The following is a 16,101-nucleotide window of genomic DNA, read 5'->3' as shown; positions in this document are numbered from 1 at the left end:
CCTGCAGCACGTCAGGCGGGCGGGGGCTGGCACTTCGGGCAGAAATAGATGTCCCGCTCCTCTTCGCCGTTCGGCTTCCCCAGGAGTCCACGCTGGATGGGCGTGCCGCATTTCAGGCACGGCCGCCGTTCCCCGCCGTACACCCAGTAGCCGGGCCTGCCGGCCATCCTGCCCACCGGCAGCCCGCGGGTGTTGAGGATGGTGACGCGGCGCCCCGGACCCAGGTTGACCTCCAGGAGTTGCTTGGCGTCTGTGATCATGGTCCGCACGTCCGCGACGTCCGATACGGGAGTGGCCGGATGCACACCCGACAGGAAGCACGCTTCGCAGCGGTAGATGTTTCCGATCCCTGCGAGGTTCCGCTGGTCCAGCAGCGCGACGCCGATGGGAACCTCGGGGCGTGACCTGATGCGGCGTTCGGCTTCGTCCGGGTCCCAGTCCGGGCCCAGCAGGTCCGGGCCAAGGAAGCCAACGATCGAATCCTCGTTGGCGGTGGCCACCACTTCTACGATTCCGAGGGAGAAGCCGACGGCGTCAGCGACGGCCGTGCGCAGAACGCACCGGGCGGTGTAACCCGGCTTGCGCCACCTCCCGCCGGGCGGGTAGACCTGCCAGGCGCCTTCCATCTTCAGGTGCGAGTGGATGGTCAGCCTCTTGTCCTCCGGGCTGACCACCCGCATCAGCAGGTGCTTGCCCCTGGGGATCACCTCATCGACGGTCCAGCCGGACAGGTTCAGGGTGGCGAACCGGGGCACGCGGAAGTCCGAGGCAGTCAGGGTCTGGCCCGCCAGGGCTTCATGCAGTTGGCGGGCGGCCCGCCAGACGGAATCCCCCTCAGGCACGGATCCTCAGTCCCTTCGGCGTGGAGTAGGCGCCGGCGGAGCTGAGGGCGACGGCGACCGGGGTGTCCAGGATTCCGTGCCCGTTCACCTTCTCCATGATCAGCTTGTCCACTGCCCCCCGCGTCACCACACCCACCAGCGCCGCACCGGCCGCCGCCAGGACGGCGTCGTCTTCGCTGAAGGCCAGCAGGGTCTTGCCGCCGCGCTCCACGTAGAGGACCAGCGCACCGTCCACCAGGACAACCAGGGCCCCTGCCTTCCGGCCGGGCCGGTGGCCGGTACCGGCGTCCGTCTGCAGGGCCGGCCAGGGGAGGGCCGCACCGTACGGGTTGGCGGGATCGGTGGCGGCGAGGGCCAGGGCCACGGGTTCGGCCTTGGCCAGCTGGGTGTCCTCCGAGTAGGAACGGAGCCGGTCAACGGTGGCCGGCACCGCGAACTGGGCGGCGCCGAGGTGCTCGATGAAGTAGCCGCGGCGGCAGCGGCCGGCTTCCTCCAGCCGTGCCAGCACCTTGTACATGAGTCCGAAGCCGCCGAGGATCTGCTCAGCCATGACGGAGCCCCTGGTGACCACGCCGTAGCGGTCCAGCAGCAGTTCCGCGGTGGCACGGGCGTGGATGGTGGCATCGAGTTCAGGCTCGGGCAGGGCAGACCAGCGGCCCGCCGCGGTGGGCGGGGTGGAGGCCCCCTGCGATCCGTACCGGCCCCCGGCCAGCCCGGGGGACCCCATCAGGCCGGTGCCATGGGAACGGCCCAGGCGGCTGAGCCGCGGTGCCCTGGCCCGGGGTGCGCGGGCCACCTGGCGGTGGGCTGTGTGGCCGCCGGCAATGAGTGCCCGGACAGGGGCGAACGTGTCCCCGGTGATCCTGCCGGCCCAGGCAAGGTCCCAGAGCGCAGCCACCACTTCCTGGTCGCTGAGGACGGCGTCCATGCCTCCGGCCACCTCGGTCAGCTGGCGGAAGAAGTACCCGCCGCCGTTGTTCCGCAGGTGTTCCAGGAGCCGTTGGCCGGCGTCCCCCGGTTCAAACTCGGGTGATGGGTTGAGCGTCAGCTCCACCGAGTCCGCCAGGTGAAGGCTGATCCAGCCGTCATTCCCCGGAAGTGCGCCGGCCCCGGACCACAGGACCTCGCCGGCAGCCATCAGTTCATCCAGCATGGCCGGCTGGTAGTTGGACACCCGCGTGGCCAGCACCAGGGGTTCCCAGGCCGAGGCAGGAACGGGCACGCCCGAGAGCTGGTCGATGGCGGTGATGATGCCGTCCAGTCCCCGCAGCGAGGGCTGGCCGCGGCCACCGCCCGGGGTCCTGACATGCTGCCATGCCGGCAGGAAGCGTCCGTAGGCGGCGGCGTCCACCGGTTCCACTTCCGCGCGCAGGGCGGCCAGCGAACGACGGCGGAGCTTGCGCAGCACCTCGACGTCGCACCATTCGCTGGCGATGGTGTGCGTGGTGCCGGCGGGGGAGCCGGCCGCAGGGGTGGGCAGTTCCTCTGTTGCCTGGGTACCGGCCTCAAGGCCGGATTCCTGCGCGGACTCCCGGGCCGATTCCTGCGCGGCGCCGTTCTTTGGCCCGTCCTGTGGTGGGGAGTCCGGGTGTGCGGCGCCTGGTGTGGTGACGTGCGGCCGGAATTCGCCCTCCACCACGCGGCCGTCGGCCGCAAGGCGTTTCAGCGCGGTGCCCACTACTGCCACGCCCAGGCCCAGGCGGGCCGCTGCCTCCGCCGCGGTGAAGGGGCCGTGGGTGCGGGCGTACCGGGAGACGAGGTCGCCCAGGGGATCGGCAACCGGCTCAATGAAGGCCAGCGGGACGCCCATGGGCAGCGGCACGCCGATGGCGTCGCGGAGGCGGGCTGCGTCTTCCACCGCCGCGAAACGTTCAACGCCACCGATGTTGACCTTGATGGCGCGGTTGGCACGCTGGAGGGCGGCCAGGTGGGCTGCCGCTTCCGCCACGGTGGCGGAGGGGGTTTCGGCGCGTGGAGCCTCCACGGGCTCAACCACCGGTTCGGCGGACTCATTGACCGCGGGTTCGGCGGCCTCAACCACCGGGCTTTCGGCAGGTTCCAGCCGCAAAGCGGCCTCCTCCGGATCCAGCGGGCCCAGCAGCCGCAGCAGGTCCGCCATGCCTTCCATGCCGCGGGCACGGCGGTCCGGGGCAAGGCGCTGCAGCTCGCGTTCGGTGGCGTCGATGACCTTGGCGTCCAGGAGTTCGCGCAGCTCCACCCGGCCCAGCAGCTCGTTGAGGAGCGTGGAGTCCAGCGCCAGGGCGGCGGCACGCCGCTCCGCGAGCGGGGAATCGCCCTCGTACAGGAACTGTGCCACGTAGCCAAAGAGGAGGGACTTGGCGAATGGCGAGGGCTGCTGCGTGGTGGTCTGCACGATCCGCAGTTCGCGCCGCTCCACGGACGCGGCGATGTCCTTCAATGCCGGCAGGTCGTAGACGTCCTGGAGGCATTCGCGCACGGTCTCCAGCACGATGGGGAAGGTGGGGTATTTCCTGGCCACGTCCAGCAGTTGCGCGGACCGCTGGCGCTGCTGCCACAGGGGCTGGCGTTTGCCGGGGGTCTGGCGGGGCAGCAGGAGCGCACGTGCGGCGCACTCGCGGAAGCGGGAGGCGAACAGGGCGCTGCCGCCTACCTCGGCCGTGACAATCTGTTCCAGTTCCTCGGGATCGAAGAGGAACAGCTCCGCGCCCGGCGGCTCGTCCTCCATCATGGGAACCCGCAGCACGATGCCGTCGTCGGCCGCCATGGCCGAGCCGTCCAGGCCGTAGCGCTGGTGGAGCCGCTGCCCCACGGCCAGGGCCCACGGCGCGTGCACCGGCATGCCGAACGGACTGTGCAGGATGACGCGCCAGTCGCCCAGTTCGTCGTGGAAGCGTTCCACCACCAGCGTGGTGTCGCTGGGAACCACCTCGGTGGCCTGTTTCTGCTCGGTGAGGTACTGGATGAGGTTGTTGGCGGCGAAGTCGTCCAGGCCGCTGGCCTTGCAGCGTTCGGTGGCAGGGCCGGCGTCGGACGCGGACAGTTCGCGGACAAACGCGCCCAGCGCGCGGCCCAGGTCCACCGGCCGGCCCAGGGAATCACCCTTCCAGAATGGCAGCTTGCCGGGCTGCCCGAACGCGGGGGAGACCAGGACGCGGTCGTGCGTGATGTCCTCGATCTTCCAGCTGGTGGCACCCAGGGCAAAGACGTCGCCCACCCGTGACTCGTAGACCATTTCCTCGTCCAGCTCGCCCACGCGGCGGCCGCCCTTGGGTGCGCGCGCCGGTTTGCCGTCCTCGGAGGGGGAAGCCGAGCCCTCCTGTTCAGTGCCGATGATGTAGACGCCGAACAGGCCGCGGTCCGGGATGGTGCCGCCGGACGTCACGGCCAGGCGCTGGGCTCCCGGCCGGCCCTCGATGGTACCGGCGTTGCGGTCCCAGATGATCCTTGGCCGGAGCTCGGCGAATTCGTCGGACGGGTACCGCCCCGCCAGCAGGTCCAGGGTTGCCTCGAAGGCCGACCGGGGGAGGGACGCGAAGGGCGCCGAGCGCCGGACGGTGCTGAACCATTCCTCCACGTCGATGCTGCCCAGCGCCGTGGCAGCCACGGTCTGCTGCGCCAGGATGTCCAGTGGGTTGGCAGGGATGCTGAGCCGCTCGATCTTGCCGTCCAGCATGCGCTCCACCGTGATGGCCGTGTGGACCAGGTCAGCGCGGTGCTTGGGGAAGAGGACGCCCTGGGAGATTTCGCCCACCTGGTGACCGGCGCGGCCCACCCGCTGCAGGCCGCTGGCCACCGAGGGTGGCGACTCCACCTGGACCACCAGGTCCACGGCGCCCATGTCGATGCCCAACTCCAGGGACGACGTTGCCACCACGCACCGCAGCCGTCCGGACTTGAGGTCGTCCTCGATGAGCGCGCGCTGGTCCTTCGACACGGAACCGTGGTGGGCGCGGGCCAGTACGGGGTCCGCGCCGGCGGAGCTTCCGGCCTGGGCCATCATGTGGGCCGGTGTGGCGGTTGACGCGGGAATGCCCGACGCCGGTCCATCCGCAGTGCCGGGCGCGGCCGACTGCCCTTCCGGGCCGGGTCCGTCCCAGCCGCCGCCCACGGCAACCAGCTGGCGCTCTGCGTAGATCTCGTTGAGCCGGGCGGTGAGGCGTTCGGCGAGGCGCCGGGAGTTGGCGAAGACGATGGTGGACTGGTTGGCCAGGACCAGGTCCACGATCTTTTCCTCCACGTGCGGCCAGATGGACGCCTGCGGCTGGAGCCCGGACGCGGGACCGGAATCGAAGGCACCGGCGGCGCCCTGCAGGTCCGACATGTCCTCCACCGGGACGGAGACCGTCAGGTCCCAGTTCTTCCGGGCCGGCGGCGCGACGATCTCCACGGGAGCCGAACCCGCAAGGAACTGCGCCACGAGTTCCCGGGGCTCCACCGTGGCGGAAAGCCCGATGCGCTGTGCAGGCTTGGGCAGGAGCGCGTCCAGCCGTTCCAGTGATACGGCAAGGTGTGCTCCACGCTTGGTGCCGGCCACGGCGTGGACCTCGTCGATGATGATGGTGTCCACCTCGGCCAGGGTCTCCCGGGCCTTTGACGTGAGCATGAGGAACAGCGATTCGGGGGTGGTGATGAGGATGTCCGGCGGGTTGCTCAGCAGCCCGCGGCGCTCCGCTGCGGGAGTATCCCCGGACCGGACCCCCACGGTGATCAGCGGGGCGGGAAGCCCAAGCCGCTTTGCGGTCTGCGTGATGCCGATCAGCGGGGACCGGAGGTTCCGTTCCACGTCCACACCCAACGCCTTCAGCGGCGAAATATAGAGGACTCGGGTCTTACGCTTAGGCGCCCGGGCGCGCTTGCCTTTCGCGGGCACCTCCGCAGCGGCAGGCTCAGGGGCGTGGGACGCTGAGACCAGCAGCCGGTCCAGCGCCCAGAGGAAGGCCGCGAGGGTTTTTCCAGAGCCGGTGGGAGCCACCACCAGCGCATGCGAGCCGGAGGAGATGGCGTTCCAGGCCCCGGCTTGCGCCGGCGTCGGCTCCGAAAACGCGCCGAGGAACCAGTCCCGGGTGGGCCGGCTGAACTGGCCCATGGGCGCAGCCGTACCGGAGGCGCTACCGCCGGCAGGACGCTGTTCCTGGTTCATGCCTCCATCATGCCCCAAGGCACCGACACCCAACTCCGCGTTTGGCCCCGGCTCCGCCCCCAGCAGAAACCGGCCTGATCCAACCCAGGATGCCGCTTACTGATGTCCCGCGTAATGCAGCCCCGCTCACGCCGTCCCAGCCTGCGGCAGGTCCTTGGTGGCAGGGCCCTCAAGAAGCGTGCCCTCGTTCGTGAAGCGCGAGCCGTGGAGGGGGCAGTCCCACGTCTGTTCATTGTCGTTCCAGTGCAGGATGCCGCCCAAGTGGGTGCAGACCCCGGACAACCTGCAGGTGCTTCCACCAACGGTGGACACTGCCACCGGCCGATTGCCGTCGCGGTAGACCTTGCCCTGGCCTTCGGCCGGGGCAGTGGCCGGCTCCCCGGGAGCGGGCCAGGAAGCCCGGTCCTTGCCCCGCTTCAAGCCATCGAGCCTGCGGCCCTCGGCGGCCACCTTCCCCCAGTCAGAGGCCAGCCTGGCTGCCACACCGGCGTTCAGCGCGACGGCGGAGAACGCGCCGGCCGGTGACGTGACGCGGTGGTGGATGGTGTCAGCCCACGGCACCTGGCCGCCAAGGATGTCAGCCGATATGCCCAGCGCTGCGGCGACGGCGTTGGTCATTCCCCACTTGTTGTAGCCGGTGCCGAAGTAGATCTGGCCCTTGCCCCGGGGGAGCTTGCCGAAAAACGGCATGAGGTTGGTGGGCATATAGTCCTGCGCGGACCACGTGTGGGTGGTGGCAGCGCCGGGGTAATGCTTTCCCGCCCAGTCCAGCAGCCCGGCGAGGTGCGCCTTCTCGGAGTCCGTCCTGCCCACGTGATGGCCGTGCCCGCCCACGAGCAGCAGGTTCTTCCCGCCCACCTCGTAGTCGCGGAGCGAATGGGTGGGCTGTTCGACGGAAATGTACATGCCCGGCGGCGGCGCCTGGTCCTCCTGCAGTTCCAGCGCTGCCGCGTACGAACGGGCCGGCTTCAGCTTGGCGAAATAGAGGCCGCGGTCCAGGACCGGGATACCGGTGGCGAGCACTACCTTGTCCGCCCTGACACTGCCCCGGTCGGTCCGGACGGCGGAGGGCGCGTCCCCGGTGACGTCGCGAAGCCGCACGCCGCTGACAATGCGCCCGCCCCGGCTCCGGATGTCCGCCACCAGCGCGTCGAGGACATCCATCGGGTTGATTTGGGCCTGGTCACGCAGGCGGACGGCGCCGTGGACGGGAAACGGCAGGCCGGCGTCGCGCACGTAGTCCACGTCCAGTCCCGCGGTGCCGGCGGCGCTCATCTCTTCCCGCAGCTTCTCGGTGCCCTGGGCTGACGCAGCGTAGGTGTAGGCAGTGCGGCGCTGGAAGGGCACGTTTTGTTCCGTCAGGTAGCGCAGCAGCCACGCCTGGCCCTCCCTGTTCCCGTCCACGTACGCCTGCACCTGTTTCTGCGAATACTGGCGGGCGAGCTGGGACAGGAACGTGCCCTGCAGCAGGCTTACCTTGGCGGTGGTGTTGCCGGTGGTCACGGCGCCCGGGGAGCGGGCCTCCAGTACCAGCACGCTTTGCCCGGACCTGGCCAGCAGCAGGGCGGTGACCAGCCCGGTGAGCCCTGCACCCGCCACCACGGTGTCGTACCTGGAATCCGGTTCGAACGGATCAGAGGCAAAGGGAGCCCTGCGGTCCAGCCAAATCGACGTCATGCCAGTCCAACCTGCCTTCGGTCCACAACCCTCACAAGCTTCGTGATGGGTCCGTTATGCACCCCTGCTATCCGCGGCGTATTTGCTAAGTGTACTTATGATATTGGGGTTTAAGCACGACATCGTCCCCCTGCTCCTGGGCACTGCCGACGCCGGCCCAACCGGACGCAAAGGCGGCCCGGCTTGATAGCCGGGCCGCCTTTGTGTCACGGGGCCTTCCTGCGGGGCAAAGCGGTCAGGCGGGCTGGAATGCCCCGATGCTGAGCAGGGTGATTTCGGCGTTGCTGCAGGCCGTGGTGGGCTTCGGGATGAACAGTGAGTCGGTGTCCTCCGGCGGGTAGATCCGGTAACCGGCGGCGTCCACGACCATGCAGCCCTGGTAGTTTCGGGCCTGCGTGTAGCGGAGGACGGCGGTGCCGGTCTGGCCGGGAGCCAGGAGGACGTCCACGACGCCGGCCGAATCGTCCCGCGTGGCCGGTGCGCCGATGGGGGCTCCGGCGGCGTCCGCCACCAGGGAGACGCCGGCGTATCCCCGGAGGATGCAGGGGTCGGAACCCTTGTTGGTGAGGTTGAGCTTCATGTAGACACTGCCTGCCGCGCCGCCGCCGGATGCATCGGTGGCGGCGGTGAGCCCTGCCGCCTTGCACAGGCCGGGTTCCCCTGCCGCCGTGGTGCCGGGGGCGGGGGAGGCCGGGGTGGAGCTGGCGGGCGCCGACGATGCCGGAGGCGGCGTGGACGCCGTTCCCGTGGGGGACTGGCTGGCCTGCCCGGTGGCGGCAGACGTGGTCGTCTGGGACTGCGGCTGGCTTGGACCACATGCGGTGAGCAGCAGTGCTGCCGCTGCTATCGCCGTCGTCATGGCAAACCCCTGGGAAATTTTCTGAGACCTCATGGCACCACCTTCGCGGTAGCCGTTGCCCACGTCAACGATGCCGCATGCACTGGCAGCAATTTGATGCCCGGATCGTGATGATCCGGGCATCAAATGCGTCGTAACTGGTTGCCGGTTGCCGCGTCACCGGCCGCCGGCGTCGGGAAGTGCAGGGTTGCGCGGCACTGTCCGGCAGGGGTGCGGACAGGGCAAGGGTGTCGGGGAGCTCAGGGCTCAAGGGCGCTTTGTCGGTGTACACGATCTGGCTGCTGCGCCTGGTGATGTGGAACTGTCGGGAAGCTCTCCGGGCCTGTGACGGCGTTGAGGGCGGCGTTAGACTGCCAGCGTACGTGTTGGCGATCGAAGGAGAAGTTCATGGACTACACCGGAAGCCAGTCGGAGAAGGTCGTTCACGCCGGTGAACTGGGCCGCAGCCATATTGGGCAGACAATCAGCTTCCAGCCGAACGAGTTCACCATCGTCTTCGGGAAGCTCGCAGGCATCGCACGGACGGAAGCCATGGTCTACCTGTCCCTGGCGGGAGTGGGAAACGGCACCCACCTGAAGGACGAATACGATCTGCCCGTGAACCATGAGGTTTACGTGCCGGTGGACGTCATTTCCAACGCGGAATCCACCATCAAGGACCTGTTCGGAAAGGTCCAGGAGAACCTCCGCGGGGCCGGCCACAAGGGCGGCGAGGACCGGACGGATCGGCTGTAGCCTGGGGAAAGCGACAAAGGGAAGGCCGGCACATTCGTGCCGGCCTTCCCTTTGTCTTCCAGCTGCATACCTTCCCGGCTACGCCGCGGGAACGAACCTCAGGGCAGAGTTCCACTGGAACTGCGGCAGCTGCTCATTGGCTGAGAGCAGGATGTTCAGGAAACCGGTCTGTTCCAGCTGCCGTGCGCGGCGGAGCGGTCCCACCATGATGGGGGTCAGGCCGGCGGCAGAAGCGAAGGCGGCCACGGCGGCGACAGCGTCGTCATCGTCGCCGGCAACCAGGACGTCCAGCGGCTGGCCGGCCACCTTGCCCGCACCCAATGCGGCGGCGAAGGTGGTGTTGAACGCCTTGACCACTTTGGCTCCGGTGGTCTTCTGCAGTTCTTCCGCGGCGGAGCTGCCGGCGGGAACGGAGAGGCCTTCAAAGGTGGAGAAGTCCACCGGGTTGGTGATGTCCACATACACCTTGCCGTCGAGGCTGTCGCCGTAGCGGGCCACGATGTCCTTGGCGGCGTCGAAGTATACCGCCGGAATGACGATGGAACCGGTGATGGCGTCGCCCAGCACGCCCGTGCTCACCTGGCCTGTGAATTCCGCGGCCAGGGCGTCGGCCTTGGCCTTGTCCCCGTGGGCCAGGATCTGGACACTGTTGCCTCCGGCGACGGCGCGGGCTGCAAGTCCGCGGGCCATGTTGCCGGTGCCAATGATGGTGATGTCAGTCATGATGTTCTTCTTTCCAAAGAGGCGGGATAGGAAATTCACTGCAGTCCTTCGTTGAAATGCCCTTACTTGAAGCTTCAACTACAGCAGTTGCCGTTCTATTCCGCCGACCGGCAATTAAACCCAAACGGACGACGGCGGGAGGTCCCGCCGTCGTCCGCGTCACCGGATGGAGCCTGCCGCATCAGCGGCACGTTGCCTCAGTACGCCTTGACGCGCTGCTCCACGATGAGGTGGATAAGGGCAAACACCCCGTCATCGTCGATGGCCGCCAACGCTGCATCCAGGGCGGCCGGCACGTCGCGGTCCTCCGTGACGGTGATGCCGAAGCCGCCGAAAGCCCTGGCCATCAGCGCAAAATCCGGGTTCTTCAACTGCGTTCCGGACACGCGCTGCGGGTAGTGCCGTTCCTGGTGCGTGCGGATGGTGCCGTACTCCTGGTTGTCCATGACCACCACCAGGGGCGTTGCTCCGTACTGGGCGGCGGTGGCGAGTTCCTGCCCGTTCATGAGGAACTCGCCGTCCCCCGCGATGGTCACCACCCGCCGCCCGGGCTCAGCCAGGGAAGCGGCGATCGCGGACGGTACTGAGTACCCCATGGAGCCGTTGCGGGCGCTGATCATGGACGCGTACCGGCGGGTGGGGAAATACCGGTGGGCCCAGTTGGTGTGTTCTCCGGCCCCGAACGTCACCATCGCGTCCCCGGGAAGACGGGGCACCAGGTTGGCCATCAGGGTGTCCATCCTCGCCTGGCCCGGAGCCGGCACCGCAGAAGGGAGCGCCGCGAAGCTTTCCTGCTCTCCCCGCATCCTCGCCGTCCAGTCCTTCCACTCCTCCTTGACCGGCAGGTCAATGCCCGCCAGGTCGCGGACGAACGCGTCCGGTTTGGCCAGGATCTGCCGTGACACGGGTCCGGACCGCCCCCGCAGCGACGGGTCCGCCGTCACCAGGAAGTTCTTCTTGCTCCAGTCCTGGCGGCACACGAATCCGTCAGTGATCACATCTCCCGGCACCGTGCCCACGAACACCAGGAGGTCGGTCTCCTCCAGGAGGTCATACGTGGGGCGCGGCCGGCCGTACCCGATGGGCCCCACGTAGGACGGCGAATCAAAGGACACCGTCCCCTGCGTGCGCCATTCCGCGGCGGCCGGGATGTGGTGCCGCTCCAACCAGGCGGTGAGCTGCCCGGCTGCCTCCTGCGTCCAGTCGTTGCCGCCGGTGACGAAGAGCGGCTTGCTGGACTCGGCCAGGGCCGCCTTCAGCGCCGCGGAGTCCGTACCGCTCAGGCCCCCAGCGGCTACGGGTATGGCGGGGTGGAGAACCGGGCTGACCTGCTGCCGGATCACGTCCTCCGGCAGGCCGACAACCACGGGCCCGGGCCGTCCGCTCATCGCCGCAAACATGGCCTCGGCCACGATTTCGGAGGCCCGCTCCGGATGGTCCAGGACCATGACGCGCTTGGCGCCGGTATCGAACCAGGACTTGATGTCGAATTCCTGGAACGCTTCACGGTCCCGGTGGGCAAACGGGATCAGGCCCACGAAGAGCAGCATGGGGGTGGAGTCCTGCCAGGCGGTGTGCAGGCCCACATGCGCGTTCGCGGCCCCCGGCCCCCGGGTGACCATCGCGACGCCCGGCCGTTGCTGCATCTTGCCGTCCGCCTCCGCCATGTACGCGGCCCCGCCCTCATGCCGGCAGACGATGGTTTCGACGCTGGACTGGTGCAGGCCGTCCAGCACGTCGAGGAAGCTCTCGCCGGGAACCACGTAGGTGCGTTCCACGCCGTGGGCCACCAGCGAATCGACGATGACGTGCCCGGCGGATTTGAGGGCGGGCGCCACACGGTCCTGGTGGTGGACGACGGCGGCGGGCTGGGGACGGGAGGTGGTCAGGGTGGGCTGCGGCTCTGGTGTCATGGTCTTTCTTCAGCTCGGAGGGTTGCAGGCGTTGTGGTCAGGAAATGGGCGTCCGGTTGGCGATCACGGGTGCTTTGCCGGTGAAGCCTTCGCGGGTTTCGGCGATTTGGCGGATGCGGTGGCGGCAGGCGTACCAGCCGATGACCATGAGGATGGAGGCGATGGCGGTGACGAGCATGGTCAGGGGTGAGTCGATGAAGACCATGATGAGGACGCCGACGAGGAAGAGCAGGGAGAGGTAGCCGGTGTAGGGGGCGCCGAACATCCGGAAAGAGGGGCGTTCGACCCAGCCTTTGTCGGCCCAGCGTTTGAGCTGGATCTGGCACAGCACGATGGTGGCCCAGGTCATGATGATGCCGACGGAGGCGATGTTCAGGACGATTTCGAAGGCTTCGGCCGGGACGAGGTAGTTCAGCGGGACCCCGAGGAGGGAGACGACGGCGGTGATGGCGATGCCGCCGTAGGGGACGCCTGCCTTGTTCATGCGGGAGGCGAACTTGGGGGCGGAGCCGTTGACGGACATGGAACGCAGGATCCGGCCCGTGGAGTAGAGCCCGGCGTTCAGGGAGGACAGGGCTGCGGTGAGGACCACGAGGTTCATGATGACGTCCACGCCCTGGACGCCGATGGAGCCGAAGAACGTCACGAAGGGGCTGACGCCTTTTTGGTAGGAGGTGAAGGGCAGCAGCAGGGCCAGGAGGATCACGGAGCCGACGTAGAACACGGCGATGCGGAAGACCACGGAGTTGATGGCCTTGGGCATGATTTTTTCGGGGTTCTCGGTTTCGCCGGCGGCGGTGCCGACCAGTTCGATGGAGGCGTAGGCGAACAGGACGCCCTGCATGAGGATGATCATGGGCAGCAGGCCGTTGGGGAAGATCCCGCCGTTATCGGACAGGAGGCTGATGCCGACCTGCTGGCCGTCCACGGGGGTGCCGAAGATGACGAAGTAGGTGCCGATGATGAGGAACGCGACGAGGGCGGCGACCTTGATCAGGGCGAACCAGAATTCCATTTCGCCGAAGACCTTTACGGAGACCAGGTTCAGGGCCAGGACCACGACGAGGGCGGTCAGCGCCCAGGCCCACTGCGGGACATCGGCCATCCAGGGGACGTAGTTGCCGAAGAAGTGCATGTAGAGGGCGGCGGCGGTGATGTCCACGATGGTGGTGGTGGCCCAGTTGATCCAGTAGAACCAGCCGGAGACGAACGCGGCTTTTTCACCGAAGAATTCACGGGCGTAGGAGACGAACGAGCCCGAGGAGGGCCGGTGCAGGACCAGTTCGCCCAGGGCACGCAGGATCAGGAACGCGAAGAACCCGCACACCGCGTACGCGATGACCAGGGACGGGCCCGCGGCGTTGAGACGGCCGCCGGCGCCCAGGAACAGGCCGGTACCGATCGCACCGCCAATCGCGATCATCTGGATCTGCCGCGGCTTCAGGTTCTTGTGGTAACCCTTGTCCTCCGCGTGCAGGGAGGTCTCGGACGCATGCGCGTGACCACCATCAATAACGTGGTCGAACTCAACCTCTTCATTGGGGTTGTTGGGCATGGGTATTCCTTTCGATCCGGAAAAGATCTTGCTGGATGGGGAAACTTAGAAGACTGACCAGCCGGTGCGGTCGGAGAGGTCGGCCAGGGCGGCGGTGCCGGCAAGGGAATTGCCCTTGGCGTCCAGCCGGGGACTCCAGACGCAGATGGCGCACTGCCCCGGGACGATCACCAGGATCCCGCCGCCTACTCCGCTCTTGCCGGGCAGGCCCACCCGGTATGCGAATTCGCCGGCGGCGTCATACATGCCGCAGGTCAGCATGATGGAGCCGATCCGCTTGGCCTCGCTGGGGGACAGCACCCTGCCGGTTGATCCCTGGCCGTCGTTGGCAAGGAACAGGCCGGCCCGGGCCAGCTGGACGCAGGTCATCATGATGGAGCACTGGCGGACGTAGTTCTCCACCACGACGGCGGCGGGCTGGGTGAGGTTGGCAAAATCCTTGAGGAAGTGCGCCAGGGCCAGGTTGCGGCTGCTGCCGGCCAGCTCGCCGGCAGCAGCGGCTTCATCGATGAACGGTGCGTGGGAGCCTGGCTCCGGCTCATGGCTCCCCGCTTGTTCGGTGAGGAACCGCAGGAGCTGCGTGGCGGCGTCGGGCGTCTCTTCCAGCAGGTGGTCGGTGACCACCAGGGCGCCGGCGTTGATGAACGGATTGCGGGGGATGCCCTTTTCGGCTTCCAACTGGACCAGCGAGTTGAAGGACGTTCCGGAGGGTTCGCGCAGCACCCGGGACCACAGGGCGGCGGACCTGCCGCCCTGCAGGGCCATGGCCAGGGTGAACACCTTGGAAATGCTTTGGATGGAAAAAGGAATGCCGGCGTCCCCGGAGCTGAAGACCTCGCCGGAGGTGGTGGCGACGGCGATGCCGAAGCGGTCGAACGGGACCGTGGCCAGGAAAGGGATGTTTCCGGGAACGCTGCCCGCGTTCTGCCTGGGCCGGTGGCGCCGGACGATGTCCTTAAGGAGGAGGCCCAGGGGCGGTGCGCTGAGTGTGGTGCTCATTTCCTGCCTGGATTGTCGGTGGAGGCGGCCCACTCCTGGAGATGGAGCAGGGCCACCAGTGAGTCGCGGGGGTTGCCGAAGTCCAGGCCGGTGACCCTGGCTGCCTTGGCAACGCGGTAATAGACGGTGTTCTTGTGCAGGTTCATGTGTTTGGCGCATTCGGAGACGTCGAAGCAGGCGTCGAAGTAGGCCTGCAGGGTTGCTGCGAGTTCGGCATCCTCCTGGAGCAGCGCCGCCATACTGCGGTGCCGGAAGGGTGAGCTGTGGAAGTTCCGTACGGCCTCGCGGTAGAGGATTTCCGCCTCGAAATCGTCAACGGTGGCCACCGTGCCCGGCGTGGCGTTCCGCACGCAGGCCAGCAGTGCTTCAGTGATGCCGGTGACCCCGTGGATGGACAGCAGGTCCGGCGCCAGCGGTCCGACGGCGGCGAAGGGAATGATGCCCAGGTGTTTGCGGGCATCCTTGACCACTGCTTCGGCAAGTGCCCTCAGCCCCGCCTCCGCCGTGCTGGACTGCAGGTCCGGCAGGATAATGGCCGTGTCACCGTTGAACTGGCCCACGACGGCGGATGCCTTGTACGCGGCGGCGTGGATGGAGGCCAGGTTGGCCAGTTCGCCGTGCTTGAGCGCGGCGTCGTCGGCCCGGGAGTCGGCGTCGGACATGCCGATCAGGAGCAGTGCCGCGGGACGCTCCGAGGGGATCTTTCCGCTGTGGGCGCTGGCGGCGGCCTCGGCGGGACCTGACAGGATCCGTGCCACCCGGTCCTCCCGCATGTGGACGGACTGCTGGTTGCGGTAGCGGATCAGTTCGGCGGAAACCCTGGCTGCGGATCCGGTGAGGACGTACTCCACGTCGGGGCCGAAGCCTTCTCCGGTCTCCTGGAGCCAGATGTAGCCCATGATCCGCTCCCCGGCGAAGAGTGCGATGGCCACCCGTTCACGCAGCCCGTCCTGGGGCCGGGCAGGCACGCGGACCGGCTGCCGGGTGCGGTGGAGTTCGCGGTATGCACCCAGGTCCTTGAGCAGCAGCTCGTACTTCCGCGGGCCGCGGCGGGACAGAATGGACGCTTTGCGGAGCTCGTCGATGTCGTTGGTGACCGTGGAGTACGCCAGGACCTTGTTGGCCGCGTCCTCGATCAGCACGTGGCTGGAGGTGAGCCTGGCCGTGGTCTGGGCGATGGCGAACAGGTCTTCCTCAAGCAGGGTGAGGACTTCGCTCTCGTAGCTGCGTGGCTGGATCCGGTCCTTTGCGATGGACAGCAGGCGGTCCCAGTCGGCGGCGGGATCAACCAGGAGGAGGCCCGAGCCCGCCGCCTGCAGGAGTTCTTCCGCTTCGGCGAGGTCTTCGCGGTCGCCCTTGACGGCTACCACCGGGGGCGGGTCCTTCAGGAGCCGCCGGAGCGCCGGCAGAGCGGAGCGGCCGCGGACACCGATGAGCAGGACAAACGCGCCGGCAGCCTCGACGGACTCGTCGTCGGCGTCGACAATAAGGAACCGTTCAATGGCCGGCACCGAAGGGGCTGGACGGAGGATGAGGCTGGCGAAGCCAAGGGGGAGGTCCGAGAGGATGTCATCCACCGTAACCGCGGCCATGGGTTTTCCTTTTGCGTCGATCCCGCCGGACGGCTCTGTCCGGTCACCTCATGCTATCCAGCGGCCGCCGTCCTGATTATGGGC

Annotated in this window: 10 protein-coding genes; 1 reads left to right on the top strand and 9 read right to left on the bottom strand. The window is 68.0% G+C overall.

What is annotated here, in order from left to right; all coding sequences use genetic code 11:
- Window positions 1-11: 11 nt before the first annotated feature.
- The 4 genes from PUN51_RS11055 to PUN51_RS11040 all read right to left on the bottom strand — a co-directional run bounded on the left by PUN51_RS11055 (window position 12) and on the right by PUN51_RS11040 (window position 8,533).
- Entirely contained in the window at window positions 12-842 is an 831-nt protein-coding gene (locus PUN51_RS11055) for an Fpg/Nei family DNA glycosylase (RefSeq protein ID WP_224024813.1), read from the bottom strand.
- Window positions 835-5,964, bottom strand: a complete 5,130-nt coding sequence (locus tag PUN51_RS11050; RefSeq protein ID WP_275180954.1) for a DNA glycosylase AlkZ-like family protein — start codon at window positions 5,962-5,964, stop codon at window positions 835-837. The genes PUN51_RS11055 and PUN51_RS11050 overlap by 8 nt, the downstream gene beginning before the upstream one ends.
- Before the next feature lie 126 nt (window positions 5,965-6,090).
- Window positions 6,091-7,641: an FAD-dependent oxidoreductase gene (locus PUN51_RS11045; protein WP_275180953.1), complete on the bottom strand. Its 1,551-nt coding sequence runs from the start codon at window positions 7,639-7,641 to the stop codon at window positions 6,091-6,093.
- A gap of 235 nt (window positions 7,642-7,876) precedes the next feature.
- Window positions 7,877-8,533, bottom strand: a complete 657-nt coding sequence (locus PUN51_RS11040) for a DUF4232 domain-containing protein (protein WP_275180952.1) — start codon at window positions 8,531-8,533, stop codon at window positions 7,877-7,879.
- Between the two features lie 354 nt (window positions 8,534-8,887).
- Between PUN51_RS11040 and PUN51_RS11035 the strand changes: the two genes are divergently transcribed.
- Window positions 8,888-9,235, top strand: coding sequence for a hypothetical protein (locus PUN51_RS11035; RefSeq protein ID WP_275180951.1), 348 nt, complete (start codon window positions 8,888-8,890; stop codon window positions 9,233-9,235).
- 78 nt (window positions 9,236-9,313) lie between these two features.
- Here PUN51_RS11035 and PUN51_RS11030 read toward each other — a convergent pair whose 3' ends face one another.
- The 5 genes from PUN51_RS11030 to PUN51_RS11010 all read right to left on the bottom strand — a co-directional run bounded on the left by PUN51_RS11030 (window position 9,314) and on the right by PUN51_RS11010 (window position 16,017).
- Window positions 9,314-9,958 (bottom strand): NADPH-dependent F420 reductase, encoded by a 645-nt coding sequence (locus tag PUN51_RS11030; protein ID WP_275180950.1) that lies wholly within the window; start codon window positions 9,956-9,958, stop codon window positions 9,314-9,316.
- 197 nt (window positions 9,959-10,155) lie between these two features.
- A complete protein-coding gene (locus PUN51_RS11025) occupies window positions 10,156-11,871 on the bottom strand; it encodes a thiamine pyrophosphate-dependent enzyme (RefSeq protein WP_275180949.1) in 1,716 nt (571 codons plus the stop codon).
- Between the two features lie 37 nt (window positions 11,872-11,908).
- Window positions 11,909-13,426 carry an amino acid permease gene (locus PUN51_RS11020; RefSeq protein ID WP_275180948.1) on the bottom strand — a complete coding sequence of 506 codons (1,518 nt, stop codon included), beginning with the start codon at window positions 13,424-13,426 and terminating at the stop codon, window positions 11,909-11,911.
- Between the two features lie 45 nt (window positions 13,427-13,471).
- The gene (locus tag PUN51_RS11015) at window positions 13,472-14,425 is read right to left on the bottom strand and encodes a glutaminase (protein ID WP_275180947.1); all 954 of its coding nucleotides are present in this window, start codon (window positions 14,423-14,425) and stop codon (window positions 13,472-13,474) included.
- The gene (locus PUN51_RS11010; protein ID WP_159633075.1) at window positions 14,422-16,017 is read right to left on the bottom strand and encodes a PucR family transcriptional regulator; all 1,596 of its coding nucleotides are present in this window, start codon (window positions 16,015-16,017) and stop codon (window positions 14,422-14,424) included. The genes PUN51_RS11015 and PUN51_RS11010 overlap by 4 nt, the downstream gene beginning before the upstream one ends.
- Window positions 16,018-16,101: the final 84 nt, after the last annotated feature.

Origin of the sequence: Arthrobacter sp. NQ4 (assembly GCF_029077345.1) — a bacterium.
Classification (GTDB): domain Bacteria; phylum Actinomycetota; class Actinomycetes; order Actinomycetales; family Micrococcaceae; genus Arthrobacter.
This window is presented reverse-complemented; position numbering and strand designations above follow the sequence as displayed.

Coding starts and splice junctions, on each gene's coding strand:
- PUN51_RS11050 (WP_275180954.1), bottom strand. CDS start 5,964: ATGAACCAGGAACAGCGTCCTGCCGGCGGTAGCGCCTCCGGTACGGCT.
- PUN51_RS11045 (WP_275180953.1), bottom strand. CDS start 7,641: ATGACGTCGATTTGGCTGGACCGCAGGGCTCCCTTTGCCTCTGATCCG.
- PUN51_RS11040 (WP_275180952.1), bottom strand. CDS start 8,533: ATGAGGTCTCAGAAAATTTCCCAGGGGTTTGCCATGACGACGGCGATA.
- PUN51_RS11035 (WP_275180951.1), top strand. CDS start 8,888: ATGGACTACACCGGAAGCCAGTCGGAGAAGGTCGTTCACGCCGGTGAA.
- PUN51_RS11030 (WP_275180950.1), bottom strand. CDS start 9,958: ATGACTGACATCACCATCATTGGCACCGGCAACATGGCCCGCGGACTT.
- PUN51_RS11025 (WP_275180949.1), bottom strand. CDS start 11,871: ATGACACCAGAGCCGCAGCCCACCCTGACCACCTCCCGTCCCCAGCCC.
- PUN51_RS11020 (WP_275180948.1), bottom strand. CDS start 13,426: ATGCCCAACAACCCCAATGAAGAGGTTGAGTTCGACCACGTTATTGAT.
- PUN51_RS11015 (WP_275180947.1), bottom strand. CDS start 14,425: ATGAGCACCACACTCAGCGCACCGCCCCTGGGCCTCCTCCTTAAGGAC.
- PUN51_RS11010 (WP_159633075.1), bottom strand. CDS start 16,017: ATGGCCGCGGTTACGGTGGATGACATCCTCTCGGACCTCCCCCTTGGC.